This window comes from Bacillus sp. 103mf, from assembly GCF_900116295.1.
Taxonomy (GTDB): Bacteria; Bacillota; Bacilli; order Bacillales; family Bacillaceae_G; genus Bacillus_A; species Bacillus_A bruguierae.
The window spans coordinates 756,303-770,406 of sequence record NZ_FPAF01000001.1 but is presented as its reverse complement, the minus strand read 5'-3'; the positions used below and the strand labels follow the sequence as shown (position 1 = coordinate 770,406).

Genomic DNA, 14,104 nt, shown 5'->3' with positions numbered 1-14,104 from the left:
GTGTGAATAGTTTAAGCCTCCCATGTGGAGTGTGAATGAAATAACGAGGTGAATGAGGCATTGTTATCGGAATTATCGATTAGAAACTTTGCTATTATTGAATCATTAAATATCTCTTTTCAAAAAGGGCTCACTGTTTTAAGTGGTGAAACGGGCGCAGGAAAATCAATCATTATTGATGCGATTAATCTTCTTGTTGGAGGACGCGGCTCAGCGGAGTTTGTACGTTATGGGACAGATAAAGCTGAAATTGAAGGGTTATTTTATATTGAAGATGAACAGCATCCTTGTGCCATGAAAGCAGAAGAACTTGATATTGAAATTGAAGATGGCATGATAATTTTAAAACGGGATATTTCTGTGAATGGGAAAAGCGTATGCCGCGTCAATGGAAAGCTTGTTACATTAAGTACATTAAAGGAAATTGGAAAAACGCTTGTTGACATTCATGGACAACATGAAACGCAAGATTTAATGAATGAAGACCGCCATTTATTTATGCTTGATCATTTTGAGGGAGATCATATTTTAGTTCAGTTAGAAAAGTATCAAAATGTGTATAGGGAATATGAGCAATTAAAAAAACAATTGCACTCTTTAACAGAAAATGAGCAACAAATGGCACATCGTTTAGATTTAATTCAATTTCAACATGAAGAGATTCGAAATGCGGATTTGAAAATAGATGAAGAGCAAAATTTATTAGAAGAACGATTGAAGATTTCGAACTTCGAAAAGATTTATAAGGCACTGGGTGATTCGTATCGTTCTTTAACGGAAGATCATTCTGGTTTAGATCATATTCGGAATGCGATGAACCAGATGGAGAGCATTACGGATTTAGATACTGCATATCAAGAAAACTACGATGCGATTGCGAATAGTTATTATTTATTAGAAGAAGTAGCATATCAACTCCGCGAAAAGTTAGATATGATGGAATACGATCCAAATCGTTTAGATGAAATTGAAACACGTTTAAATGAAATTCGTATGTTAAAGCGTAAATATGGAAATACTGTAGAAGAGATTTTAGCGTATGCGGATGAAATCGAAAAAGAGATATTTACAATTGAAAATAAAGATGTACACATTGAAACGACGAAAAGGAAACTAAAAGACATCGAGCAGCTTATAGTGAAAGAAGCGACACTACTAAGTGATATGCGTCGTAACCTTGCGAATCGATTAACAACGGCAATTCATCAAGAATTAAAAGAATTGTACATGGAAAAAACAAAATTCGAAGTGATGATAAAGAAAAAAGAAGGGACAATTGACGATCCTCTTGTCGAAGGAGCTCCTGTCAAAATGACACAAGATGGGTATGACAATGTAGAATTTTATATTTCCACGAATCCAGGAGAACCGTTAAAGCCGCTTTCTAAAGTAGCTTCAGGAGGGGAATTATCCCGTATTATATTAGCATTAAAGAGTATTTTTTCTAAACATCAAGGTGTTGCCTCTGTTATTTTTGATGAGGTAGACACTGGAGTAAGCGGGCGCGTTGCACAGGCGATTGCTGAAAAGATTTATCGTGTTTCTGTTAATTCACAAGTGCTATGTATTACGCATTTGCCACAAGTTGCGTCTATGGCAGATTCTCACTTATTTATTCGGAAACAAATTGTAAATGAACGCACTGTTACATCTGTTACTGTACTTAGTCAAGATGAAAAAGTAACGGAAATTGCTCGCATGATTTCTGGTGTGGAAATTACTGATTTAACGACAGAACATGCAAGAGAGTTACTTTCGCAGGCGCATCGTTTTAAACAAGCAGCAGAGGCTATCCAATAATGGATAGCTTTTTTGTTAACAACAATCATTTCTTAATTCTTCCGGTTATAAAGAAAGGATAGCAAGGAGACATTAAATAATGAAGCCGCTAGGCTGAATGTGGGTTAGGAGCGAGGAGAGTGAAAAGATTGAAATTAGAGCAATTTCGAAAAATCATAGGGATCTGTCTCCTTGTTTCGCTTGTCTTTATTGGGTGTTATAAACCGCTTCGCGCGTTTATTTTACTTCCAAAGCAACTTGTTATATTTCAAGATCAAGATTCACAAGTATCTTCTTTGCCTGTATTTCAAACAAAATCAACTGATGAAACTATTTTTACAATTGCTTCTGGGCATGCTAGTGAAAAAACAATTGCGGTAAATGCGCATGAAAGCGGAGAAGCTGCTATGGTTTATGAGCTTGCAGGATTACCCGTAAAAAAAGTAAATGTGAAAGTATTAAAAGATTTTAAAGTAGTTCCAGGTGGGCAATCAATTGGAGTGAAATTAAATGCAAAAGGGGTACTTGTTGTAGGGCATCATTTAATTCAAACGGAAAAAGGAAAGGTATCCCCAGGTGAACTTGCAGGTGTGCAAGTAGGGGATATGATTACTGAAATAAACGGTAAGACAATTGAACGAATGAGTGATATTGCACCATTTATTCATGATAGCGGGAAAACAGGAGAATCGCTTAATCTTGTCTTGCTAAGAGATGGGAAATATATTCGAACAAAATTAACTCCACAAAAAGATGGTGGAGAACAGTCATATCGAATTGGATTGTACATTCGTGATTCAGCTGCAGGCATTGGAACGATGACATTTATTCATCCGGAATCAATGAAATACGGCGCGCTTGGTCATGTGATTTCTGACAATGATACGAAAAAACCAATTCAAGTTGAAGATGGACAAATTGTTCGTTCGACAGTAACGTCTATTGAACGTGGGAGCAATGGAGATCCTGGTGAAAAACTAGCGAGATTCTCACCAGATCATGAAGTTATTGGTAATATTACAACGAATAGTCCATTTGGTATTTTTGGTAAGTTAAATACAGAAATGAAAAATGGAATTATGGATGAAGCACTTCCGATTGCCCTTTCCCATCAAGTAAAAGAAGGGCCTGCGAAAATTTTGACAGTTATTGATCAAGATAAAGTAGAAGCATTCGATATAGAAATTGTAAGTACAGTTCCGCAAAAATTCCCTGCAACAAAAGGAATGGTTGTAAAGATTACAGATAAACGCTTATTAGAAAAAACAGGTGGGATTGTACAAGGAATGAGTGGTAGTCCTATTGTACAAGACGGAAAATTAGTAGGGGCTGTAACACACGTATTTGTCAACGATCCAACATCTGGATATGGTGTCCATATTGAATGGATGCTACATGAAGCGGGGATTAATATTTATACAGATCAGAAAAAAGCAAGCTGAATGTATTCAGCTTGTTTTTTGTTACTTTTAAATAAAGGGAGAAAAGAAGAGGTCTCCTTATTGATGAAAAATTTTTCTTGTAAAGCCGCTGAAATGTTACAAAAGTTTCGCAACAGGTGTTTTTTGTTGTAAAATAAAAGTAGAGCATACATATTTAGCTATAACCACATGATGGAATATGTAAAATAACACTAAGAAATAGACGATAAAAATGTTTTTTTGTGATTTTTTCGGAATTTAAGAAAGTTTTAAAGGGGATTTTCACATAATTGTCGAACAATTCATGTAGTCTAGAAGGTAATACTTTATGCCGGGAGAAACCATTAGTAGGGAGGAAAAGCTGTGGAGAAAATTAAAGTGTGTCTCGTGGATGATAATAAAGAACTTGTATCTATGTTAGAGAGTTATGTTGCTGCGCAGGATGATATGGAAGTGATTGGTGTAGCGTATAATGGTCAAGAATGCTTAAATTTATTAAAAGAGAGACAACCTGATGTACTTGTTCTTGATATTATTATGCCACATTTAGATGGTCTCGCAGTACTAGAAAAAATGCGTCATATTGATCGTTTCAAACAGCCAAATGTTATTATGTTAACAGCATTTGGACAAGAGGATGTAACGAAAAAGGCTGTTGATTTAGGTGCGTCATATTTTATCTTAAAACCATTTGATATGGAAAACTTAACGAGTCATATTCGTCAAGTTAGTGGAAAATCAAGCGCTACCATTAAACGACCGCTACCAGCTTTTCGTTCTGTTACAACGTCTGATGGAAAACCGAAAAATTTAGATGCGAGCATTACGAGTATCATTCATGAAATCGGTGTACCAGCTCATATTAAAGGATACATGTATTTACGTGAAGCAATTTCTATGGTCTACAACGACATTGAATTGCTTGGATCAATTACAAAAGTACTGTATCCAGATATCGCAAAGAAATATAATACAACAGCAAGTCGTGTGGAACGTGCAATTCGTCATGCGATTGAAGTTGCGTGGAGTCGTGGAAATATTGAATCCATTTCTTCTTTATTTGGCTACACGGTATCCATGTCAAAAGCAAAGCCGACGAATTCCGAATTCATCGCGATGGTTGCGGATAAGTTAAGGCTTGAACATAAGGCGAGTTAATCGTATACGTATCAACGACTTGAGCGGATTGTAACGTTAGAGAGCGTTGAGCAATAAATATCTTTTCTGACCGATAAATAACTCGGTCAAAAGGCGATAAACGCCGTCTTTCGGTAGTTTTTACAAACTATTGAGAGGCGGTGTTTTTTATTGTCTGATTTTAACTTCTAAATTCAAAACGCTATGTTGTATTGCACATCAAAGAACCTGTAGATTAAGACGTTAAAATTATTTTCGGCGTATATGCAAAATGAATTCGATAAAGTTAAATCGCCTCATATACGCCATTATATTAAATATTTAAGAGAACGTGGTAAGTATACAGTCGCAGTTAGTGACAAATCTGTGAAAGTCAATCTCTCCCATAAGCGCTACAACAAACGCTAATTATATTCGAAATAAAAGGTGTTCTTTAATTATTTGTATGAAATAGAGCGAGAAATACGCAAGAATCCAGTAGAAGTAATAGAGAATATAAAGCCAAGCCGTAAGAAGAAACCGTTATTATCAAAGGAAGAACTACTAAAAACGCTTGCTTAACCAATAAATTATTGATATACAAACCGATAAACATTCTTTTTGGTAGTTTTAAATAACTATCATGAAAGTAATGTTCATATTTTCTTATAGCGCTATTCGTGGGCAGTAAGACCCCCACCTCAAGATTGAGCGAGCCGCTTCCGTATTTTTAAAGAAGATAGGTGGGGGATAACTGCTGGCATGTGCAAGGTTGAGCGGGCTTTCTATCAGTGGGGAATGAAAAAACTTCCACTGATGGAAGTTTCATTTTATTCTTTCTCTTGATTTTGTTTTTCTAATTCAACGAGTTTTTGAATTAAAATATGCTGAGGCATATGCATAAGCTGTTCAAGTGGAACACCGAGAGCTTTAGATAACTTAATAGCTGTCTCTGGTGAAAGTTGTAATGGTTTCATAAAAGTACCTCCTTTTTGTATAGTATAGCATAAAGTGAAATTAGCATCAGTGTAGAGGAATTGATGATAGCGGGTCGTATTATTATATAAATGTAAGTTGAAAAACCGACATGAAAATTAAGTGGCAAGAGCGACTAGCTATGCATAGAAGCCTGCTGCATGCATAGCTAGTCATTTTGTATTCTACATAGCAGTGACTTATATGGTGAAAAATATATAGTTTGATTTATAACCTATAATGATTTTTTGCTAATTTTTAAAGTGAGATAAAAATTGAGGTGAGAAGATGACGCATATTTTTGGACACCGCGGAGCTGCAGGGACGTATCCAGAAAATACGATGGTTTCTTTTCGGGCGGCAGAGAAGTTTGGAGCTGATGGAATTGAATTGGATGTTCAGTTCACAAAAGATCACCAAATTGTTGTCATTCATGATGAGACGGTAAATCGAACGACGAATGGAAAAGGGGCTGTTCGAAATTATTTATATGAAGATTTGCGCGCGCTAGATGCAAGTTATACATTTTATGATAAGGTCGGTGTGCAGCCTATTCCTTTATTAGAAGAAGTGTTGGAATGGCTGAAAACAAACAACCTTTTTCTTAATATTGAATTTAAGAATAATAAGGTACCGTATAGAGGTTTAGAAGAAGAGGTAATTACTCTTATTCGAAAATATAGTATGGAGGAGCGTACGATTCTATCTTCTTTTAATCATTATAGTATGAAGAATTGTCATATGATGGCTCCTGATATTGAGACGGCGATTTTGTATAAGGAAGGATTGCATAGCCCGTGGGCTTATGCCAAAAAGATGGGAGCGAGTGCTATTCATCCGAACTACCGATATATTTCGGATGGAATTGTAGAATTAACGATGGAAAATGGCGTAGCTGTACGTCCGTATACAATCAATGATGAGGAAGTGATGAGGAAGTTTTTAAAGATGAATGTGACGGCTATTATTACAGACTATCCAGAGCGTGTGAAAAGGATAATGCAAGGTGTAAAGTGAGGTCTTTCTTTATGAAGGGTCTCGTTTTTAAATTTCGCCATTTACGGGCAGCAAGACTGAGATTTAAAGTGGTGTAAAGAAGATAGGGGGATGAAAAACCCCCACTGATGGAAATTTCACTTTATCCCGCATTAACGGACAGTAAGACCTCACCTCAAGGTGGAGAGAGAAGCGTTGTCCAGCTCTAGCGGCTAGAATCTCCGGTCGTTTCGCCCCCTCCGACGAGGAAAAAAGCACCTCTTTGTCAGGGACGTGGGCGTCCTGCGCTTCTGAGCGAGCCGCTTCCGTTTTTCTAAAGAAGATAGGTGTGGGCTAACTGTCCGTAAAAGCCCGATTGGTTCAACTAACCATTCGAAGAAAAAGCACCTTCGAATGGAAGTTTCACTTTATCTTCGAAATCGAGCTTGTACTTTATTTCGTTTTCGGTCGCGGTATAGAATGAAGCCACCAAAGATATAAAAGCCAATAGCAAAACAGAGTGCTCCAATTACAAATTGTAACCATAATACAGGGATTGGAGAGAAGAGAATACCGAAGACCGTATCTCTCATCAGTTTAATGCCTACTACAGCAAGTGAAATAGGAATAACTGCTAATAGGAGAGCGAGATAACGTTGCATAAGGAAGACCTCTTTTCAGACAATTTAGTATATACAAAATCATGTAACAATTGACGTTCGTTTGTCAAGAGGTTTTGGACGAAGTAAGATGGAGGTATGAAAAATTTTGCAGAGATGCTGCGGGAGGATTGGTAGCATATGAAACAAAAGGTATTAATTATTGGAGCGGGTGCTGGGGGCAGTGCGATTCTAGGACTATTGCAAAAATCGAATATATTTGAAGTGGTTGCAATTGTGGATATTGATGAAAGAGCAAAGGGGATTCGACTTGCAAAGAATCTTTATATTTCTACAGGGAGTGACTGGGAAGCTTTTATACGTGAGGACATTGATGTCATTTTTGATATGACAGGTGATTACAGTGTGTATGAAAAGGTTTTAGTGCAGAAAAAAGAAGATGTACTTCTGGTCCCGGGGGATGTTGCGAATATTGTTGTGAAGCTTGCGCATGAAAAAGAAATGTTGATCGGGAAATTAAAAGATCAAACGCAGCAGCGGGATCTTATTTTAAATTCCACACACGACGGTATGATTGTGGTTGATAAAGAAGGGCATGTACTATTATTCAATAAAAGTGCGGAACGGATGACGGGATATAAAAGGGAAGAAGTTGTTGATAAGTATATTTTAGAAGTCATTCCAACGAGTAAGTTGCTTCGTATTATTCGTACGAAACAAATTGAGATTAATCAAGAATTAACATTAGATAATGGAAAGAAAATTATTTCAACGCGCATTCCGATTTTAAATGAAATTGGAGACGTGCAAGGGGCGTTTGCGGTTTTTAAAGATATTACTGAAATTGTAAATTTGGCTGAAGAAGTAACGGATTTAAAAGAAATTCAAACATTGCTAGAAGCGATTATCTATTCTTCCGAAGAAGCAATTTCTGTTGTCGATGAACAAGGGCGAGGACTTGTTATTAACCCGGCTTATACAAAATTAACTGGTCTATCTGAAGAAGATATTATTGGTAAGCCAGCGACAACGGATATTGTAGAAGGAGAAAGTATGCATATGAAGGTGCTGCGGACACGCAGGGCAGTGCGTGGTATTCATATGAAAATTGGGCAAAAAAAGAGAGATGTTATTGTAAACGTAGCTCCGGTTATTGTTGATGGGATTTTAAAGGGGAGTGTCGGTGTAATTCGCGATGTATCCGAGATTCAAAAATTAACAAATGAATTAAATAGGGCAAGACAAATTATTCGTACGTTAGAAGCGAAGTATTCATTCGACGATATTGTTGGAACGTCAGAAGGGATTGTGGCGGCGATTGAGCAGGCGAAACTAGGAGCGAATACACCGGCGACGGTACTCTTGCGCGGGGAGTCAGGAACTGGAAAGGAATTGTTTGCGCACGCCATCCATAATGGCAGCAATCGGAAGTACAATAAGTTTGTTCGGGTAAATTGTGCGGCAATTTCTGAATCGTTATTAGAAAGTGAACTGTTTGGTTATGAAGAAGGCGCTTTTTCGGGAGCGCGTCGCGGGGGGAAACGTGGTTTTTTTGAAGAAGCGAACAATGGAAGTATTTTCTTGGATGAAATAGGAGAATTGTCTGCGAATACACAAGCGAAGTTACTTCGTGTTTTGCAAGAGAAGGAAATCGTGAGAGTCGGGGGTACGAAGCCGATTCCGATTAATGTTCGAGTCATTGCTGCAACGCATGTGAATTTAGAAAAGGCAATTTTAGATGGTGATTTTCGGGAAGACTTATATTATCGGTTAAATAAAATTCCGATCCATATTCCATCACTTGGTCAGCGTAAAGAAGATATTGGTGAAATTGCTGATCGATTAATTCAAAAAATTAATCAAGATTATGGGCGTAATGTTGAGGGGTTAACGGAATCCGCGGTGAAGTATTTACAATCATATGATTGGCCGGGAAATGTTCGTGAGCTTGAAAATATTTTAGGCCGAGCGATTATTTTTATGAATTATAACGAGATGTATATTGATGTACAGCATTTACCGCCGTTACATCATGAGGACCACCATGAACTTATAGGGAGTAATTTACTTCCTGAATTAGAAGAAAGACCTCTTGAGGATTTAGTGGCTGAATTTGAGGGGAATATTATTCATGAGTATTTGTCTAGATTTAATGGAAACAAAACAAAAACAGCACAAGCGTTAGGGATTTCGGTTCGGAATTTATATTATAAGCTAGAGAAATATGAGTGTGCAAAAAATAGCATGCAATAATTTTCATACCGTGCAATAATTTGCACGGTATATATAATCTGACAAGATTAGACAGAATTTTTTATTTAGTTACAAAATGTTGATTTTTCTACGATTTGAATGCGTTTTCAAAAATATTTGAACAAAATTAAAAAGTTGGCACGGTATTTGCTTTAATATATAAGCGAGGGACGACGAGGAAGGGTTGATTACAAAATATGAAGTTACAAACTTTAATTGATCAAGCAGCAAAGCAACCGAAAAAAACAGTTGCTGTCGCAGTAGCTGAAGATCATGAAGTAATTGAGGCCGTAACAAAGGCTGTACAATTACAGTTAGCTCAATTTCGTCTATATGGAAATCAAGAAACAATTGTGAGTATGTTACAAGAGCATGGATTAACGCCTTCAGAACATATTGAAGTAATTTCTACTATATCTAGTGCAGAAGCTGCTGAATTGGCGGTAAAAGCTGTAAGAGGCGGAGAAGCGGATGTACTTATGAAGGGCAATATTCCAACAGCTAACATTTTAAAAGCAGTATTAAATAAAGAGTGGGGTCTTCGTAAAGGCGGTGTGTTATCACACGTTGCAGCTTTTGAAGTACCGAATTACGATCGCTTTATCATCGTAACAGATGCAGCGATGAATATCGCTCCAGACGTACAGCAAAAAGCAGCGATTACACAAAATGCAGTTGAAGTTGCCCGGGCAATAGGAATAGAAGTACCGAAAGTAGCTCCGATTGCTGCTGTGGAAGTTGTAAATCCTGCAATGCAAGCAACGATTGATGCAGCAATGTTAACGCAAATGAATCGCCGGGGTCAAATTAAAGATTGTATCATTGACGGACCACTTGCTTTAGATAATGCTGTTTCACAAATTGCAGCAGAGCATAAAGGAATTCAAAGCGATGTCGCTGGTAAAGCAGATATTTTACTCGTCCCAACAATTGAAGCTGGAAATGTATTATATAAATCGCTTGTATATTTTGCGGATGCAAAAGTAGGAGCGATTATCGCTGGAGCAAAAGCACCGATTGTGTTAACATCTCGTGCTGATTCAGCAGAAACAAAAGTGTATTCATTAGCATTGGCAGTTGCGACTGCTTCTAAATAAACTTTCTTGCAATGCATGTTTTATTTTCATTCATGATTAAGGAAATGCGTCCGATATAACGGACTAAAATTGAAAATGGTAAACATATCAAGGGGGAAATTAAAATGACATTAGAAATCTTCAAATACTTAGAAACTTACGATTACGAGCAAGTAGTGTTCTGTCAAGATAAAGAATCAGGATTAAAAGCAATCATTGCAATTCATGACACAACTCTTGGACCAGCTCTTGGCGGAACAAGAATGTGGACATACGATTCTGAAGAAGCTGCAATTGAAGATGCTCTTCGTCTTGCAAAAGGTATGACATATAAAAACGCAGCAGCTGGTTTAAACTTAGGTGGTGCAAAAACAGTTATTATCGGCGATCCACGCAAAGATAAGAGCGAAGCAATGTTCCGCGCGTTAGGACGTTACATTCAAGGATTAAATGGTCGTTACATTACAGCTGAAGATGTTGGTACAACTGTAGATGATATGGATATTATTCATGAAGAAACAGATTTCGTAACAGGTATTTCACCTTCATTCGGTTCTTCTGGTAACCCATCTCCAGTAACTGCTTACGGCGTATACGTTGGTATGAAAGCAGCTGCAAAAGAAGCGTTCGGTACAGATAGCTTAGAAGGTAAAGTAATTGCTGTTCAAGGTGTAGGGAATGTAGCTTATCACCTATGCAAACACCTACATGCAGAAGGTGCAAAATTAATCGTTACAGATATTAATAAAGAAGCTGTACAACGTGCTGTAGAAGAGTTTGGTGCAACTGCTGTTGAGCCAAATGAAATTTACGGTGTAGAATGTGACATTTATGCACCATGTGCACTAGGAGCAACAGTAAACGACGAAACAATTCCACAATTAAAAGCAAAAGTAATTGCTGGTTCTGCAAATAACCAACTAAAAGAAGATCGTCACGGTGATATCGTTCATGAAATGGGTATCGTATATGCACCAGACTATGTTATTAATGCGGGCGGCGTAATTAACGTAGCGGACGAGTTATACGGATACAATAGAGAGCGTGCATTAAAACGTGTAGAAGCAATTTATGACACAATTGAAAAAGTAATCTCAATTTCAAAACGTGATGGTGTGCCAACATATGTAGCAGCGGATCGTCTTGCTGAAGAGCGCATCGCAAGCTTAAAAAATACACGTAGCACATTTTTAAGTAACGGCCATAACATTTTAAGCCGTCGCTAATTCATAGAAAAAATAAATGCGAAAGCAGTAGCAGCTTCATTCAGCAGTTGCTACTGTCTTTCTAAATAAATGGTGGAGGGAGCAGTCTTGTCCGTGAATCGAATTCTTGTCATTAATCCTGGTAGCACATCTACGAAGATTGGTGTTTTTGATAATGAAAGACCTGTTTTAGAAGAAACAATTCGTCATGACGAAGAACAGATTGGGAAATATAAGCGTATTATTGATCAATATGAATTTCGTAAACAAACTATTTTAGAGGTGCTTCATTCTCATGGCATTAATATTTCTAAGTTAAATGCTGTATGTGGTCGCGGGGGACTACTTCGTCCGATTGAAGGCGGTACGTATACGGTAAACGAAGCAATGCTAGAAGATTTGAAGAATGGTTATAGTGGTCATCATGCTTCTAATCTAGGCGGAATTTTAGCATATGAAATTGCTTCTGGACTTAACATTCCAGCGTTTATTGTTGATCCAGTAGTTGTAGATGAAATGGAAGATATTGCTCGTATTAGCGGGATAGCTGGCATGGAGCGAAGAAGTATTTTTCATGCGCTAAACCAAAAAGCAGTAGCTCGTAAAGTTGCAAAAGAACTTGATCGTAAATATGAAGATTTAAATTTATTAATTGCACATATGGGCGGCGGTATTTCAGTTGGTGCTCATAAAAAAGGAAAAGTTATTGATGTAAATAACGGTTTAAATGGAGAAGGACCATTTAGCCCAGAGCGTGCAGGAACGGTTCCGGTAGGCCAGCTTGTAGAAATGTGTTTCTCTGGTGACTATTACCGTGATGAAATGATGAAAAAAATTGTTGGACAAGGAGGCTTAGTAAGCTTACTTGGTACAAATGATGCAATTAAAGTAGAAAAAATGGTAGAACAAGGCGATCCGGAAGCAACGCTTGTTTATACAGCGATGGCATATCAAGTTGCAAAAGAGATCGGCGGAGCAAGTGCAGTTCTTCATGGTAAAGTAGATGCCATTGTTTTAACGGGCGGTCTTGCATATAGTAAAATTCTCGTTGATGAAATTAAAGAACGTGTTCATTGGATTGCAGATGTTATTGTACATCCAGGTGAAGATGAATTACAAGCATTAGCAGAAGGTGCACTTCGTGTACTTCGTGATGAAGAAACTGCAAAAGAGTATGCTGTAAGGGAAAAAGAAACAGTAGCTAGGGGTTGAGTGATATGGCAAAAGAATACGATTTAGTCATCGTTGGCGGTGGTACAGGCGGATATGTCGCTGCTATTCGTGCATCACAATTAGGATTAAAAACAGCGCTTGTTGAAAAAGAGAACCTAGGTGGTACTTGCTTACACAAAGGATGTATTCCTAGTAAAGCGTTACTTCGCAGTGCTGAAGTTTTTGCAACTGCGAAAAAAGGTGAAGAATTCGGCGTTGTAACGAGCAATGTAGAATTAAATTTTGCAAAAGTACAAGAACGTAAAGAAAAAATCGTTAGCCAACTTCATAAAGGTGTTCAGCATTTAATGAAGCAAGGAAAGATCGATGTATACGAGGGAATTGGTCGTATTCTTGGCCCATCTATTTTCTCACCGATGCCAGGTACGATTTCTGTTGAATTGACGAGCGGAGAAGAGAATGAAATGCTTATTCCGAAAAATGTAATCGTCGCAACAGGATCACGTCCAAATTCTTTACCAGGACTTGAACTTGATGGTGAATATGTCATGTCATCTGATCACGCCCTAAAAATGGAAACGCTTCCTGAATCTATCATTATTGTTGGTGGCGGCGTAATTGGTATTGAGTGGGCATCTATGCTTGCTGATTTTGGCGTGGAAGTAACTGTACTTGAATATGCAAAACACGTTTTACCGCTTGAAGATCAAGATGTTTCTAAGGAAATGCAACGTTTACTTAAGAAAAAAGGCATTAAAGTTGTAACTGGTGCAAAAGTGTTACCAGAAACTTTAGTAAAAGATAACGGTGTAACGATTCAAGCTGAATTGAATGGTGAAAATAAAGAGTTTAAAGCTGAAAAAATGCTTGTATCTGTTGGAAGACAAGCAAACACACAAAATATCGGCTTAGAAAATACAGATATCGTTGTTGAAAAAGGTTATATTCAAACAAATGAATATTATCAAACGAAAGAATCGCACATTTATGCGATTGGCGATGTAATTGGTGGCCTGCAGCTTGCGCATGTTGCTTCTCACGAAGGAATTGTAGCGGTTGAACACATTGCTAGAAAAGAACCAATGCCAATTGATTACTCTATGGTGTCTAAATGTGTATATAGCAGCCCAGAAGTTGCTTCTGTCGGTTTAACAGAGCAAGAAGCGAAAGAAAAAGGTTATAAATTAAAAGTAGGTAAATTCTCATTCCGTGCAATCGGTAAAGCGCTTGTATATGGAGAATCTGATGGTTTTGTAAAACTTGTTGTTGATGAAGAAACAAATGATATTCTTGGTGTTCATATGATTGGACCACACGTAACAGATATGATCTCAGAAGCAGGTCTTGCAAGAGTATTAGATGCAACGCCTTGGGAAGTTGCACATACAATTCATCCACATCCATCATTATCAGAAGCGATTGGTGAAGCTGCGTTAGCAGTTGATGGAAAAGCGTTACACGGGTAAAAGTGAACCATTAGAAATGGATAGTGTATCGTTCTTGCTTTATAA

At 37.6% G+C, this 14,104-nt stretch carries 11 protein-coding genes; 9 read left to right on the top strand and 2 right to left on the bottom strand.

Annotated features, from left to right (window positions below):
• Window positions 1–60 precede the first annotated feature (60 nt).
• From recN to spo0A, 3 genes are all read left to right on the top strand, one after another.
• Window positions 61–1,800, top strand: coding sequence for a DNA repair protein RecN (recN, locus tag BM350_RS03855; protein ID WP_090913923.1), 1,740 nt, complete (start codon window positions 61–63; stop codon window positions 1,798–1,800).
• A 119-nt stretch (window positions 1,801–1,919) separates the two neighbouring features.
• Complete coding sequence (gene spoIVB, locus BM350_RS03850) at window positions 1,920–3,221, top strand: SpoIVB peptidase (RefSeq protein WP_090913925.1); 1,302 nt, start codon at window positions 1,920–1,922, stop codon at window positions 3,219–3,221.
• Between the two features lie 342 nt (window positions 3,222–3,563).
• A complete protein-coding gene (gene spo0A, locus BM350_RS03845; RefSeq protein WP_090913927.1) occupies window positions 3,564–4,358 on the top strand; it encodes a sporulation transcription factor Spo0A in 795 nt (264 codons plus the stop codon).
• A gap of 788 nt (window positions 4,359–5,146) precedes the next feature.
• Here the strand turns inward: spo0A and BM350_RS03840 are convergent.
• On the bottom strand, window positions 5,147–5,293 hold the full coding sequence (locus BM350_RS03840) for a YycC family protein (protein WP_020061562.1): 147 nt from the start codon (window positions 5,291–5,293) through the stop codon (window positions 5,147–5,149).
• Window positions 5,294–5,579: 286 nt separating this feature from the next.
• Between BM350_RS03840 and BM350_RS03835 the strand changes: the two genes are divergently transcribed.
• The gene (locus BM350_RS03835; RefSeq protein ID WP_090913928.1) at window positions 5,580–6,308 is read left to right on the top strand and encodes a glycerophosphodiester phosphodiesterase; all 729 of its coding nucleotides are present in this window, start codon (window positions 5,580–5,582) and stop codon (window positions 6,306–6,308) included.
• Between the two features lie 386 nt (window positions 6,309–6,694).
• Here the strand turns inward: BM350_RS03835 and BM350_RS03830 are convergent, their stop codons facing one another.
• Entirely contained in the window at window positions 6,695–6,928 is a 234-nt protein-coding gene (locus BM350_RS03830; RefSeq protein ID WP_090913929.1) for a DUF2627 domain-containing protein, read from the bottom strand.
• A 138-nt stretch (window positions 6,929–7,066) separates the two neighbouring features.
• Between BM350_RS03830 and BM350_RS03825 the strand changes: the two genes are divergently transcribed.
• The 5 genes from BM350_RS03825 to lpdA all read left to right on the top strand — a co-directional run bounded on the left by BM350_RS03825 (window position 7,067) and on the right by lpdA (window position 14,059).
• On the top strand, window positions 7,067–9,139 hold the full coding sequence (locus BM350_RS03825; RefSeq protein WP_090913931.1) for a sigma-54 interaction domain-containing protein: 2,073 nt from the start codon (window positions 7,067–7,069) through the stop codon (window positions 9,137–9,139).
• Window positions 9,140–9,336: 197 nt separating this feature from the next.
• Window positions 9,337–10,236: a phosphate butyryltransferase gene (yqiS, locus tag BM350_RS03820; protein ID WP_090913933.1), complete on the top strand. Its 900-nt coding sequence runs from the start codon at window positions 9,337–9,339 to the stop codon at window positions 10,234–10,236.
• Window positions 10,237–10,340: 104 nt separating this feature from the next.
• Window positions 10,341–11,441 (top strand): leucine dehydrogenase, encoded by a 1,101-nt coding sequence (locus BM350_RS03815; protein WP_090913935.1) that lies wholly within the window; start codon window positions 10,341–10,343, stop codon window positions 11,439–11,441.
• An 87-nt stretch (window positions 11,442–11,528) separates the two neighbouring features.
• Entirely contained in the window at window positions 11,529–12,632 is a 1,104-nt protein-coding gene (buk, locus tag BM350_RS03810; protein WP_090913937.1) for a butyrate kinase, read from the top strand.
• A gap of 5 nt (window positions 12,633–12,637) precedes the next feature.
• The gene (gene lpdA, locus BM350_RS03805) at window positions 12,638–14,059 is read left to right on the top strand and encodes a dihydrolipoyl dehydrogenase (protein ID WP_090913939.1); all 1,422 of its coding nucleotides are present in this window, start codon (window positions 12,638–12,640) and stop codon (window positions 14,057–14,059) included.
• Window positions 14,060–14,104: the final 45 nt, after the last annotated feature.

What these genes read in the sequence shown, in the direction of transcription:
- BM350_RS03840 (WP_020061562.1), bottom strand. Translation starts at nt 5,293, where the DNA reads ATGAAACCATTACAACTTTCACCAGAGACAGCTATTAAGTTATCTAAA.
- BM350_RS03835 (WP_090913928.1), top strand. Translation starts at nt 5,580, where the DNA reads ATGACGCATATTTTTGGACACCGCGGAGCTGCAGGGACGTATCCAGAA.
- BM350_RS03830 (WP_090913929.1), bottom strand. Translation starts at nt 6,928, where the DNA reads ATGCAACGTTATCTCGCTCTCCTATTAGCAGTTATTCCTATTTCACTT.
- BM350_RS03825 (WP_090913931.1), top strand. Translation starts at nt 7,067, where the DNA reads ATGAAACAAAAGGTATTAATTATTGGAGCGGGTGCTGGGGGCAGTGCG.
- yqiS (WP_090913933.1), top strand. Translation starts at nt 9,337, where the DNA reads ATGAAGTTACAAACTTTAATTGATCAAGCAGCAAAGCAACCGAAAAAA.
- BM350_RS03815 (WP_090913935.1), top strand. Translation starts at nt 10,341, where the DNA reads ATGACATTAGAAATCTTCAAATACTTAGAAACTTACGATTACGAGCAA.
- lpdA (WP_090913939.1), top strand. Translation starts at nt 12,638, where the DNA reads ATGGCAAAAGAATACGATTTAGTCATCGTTGGCGGTGGTACAGGCGGA.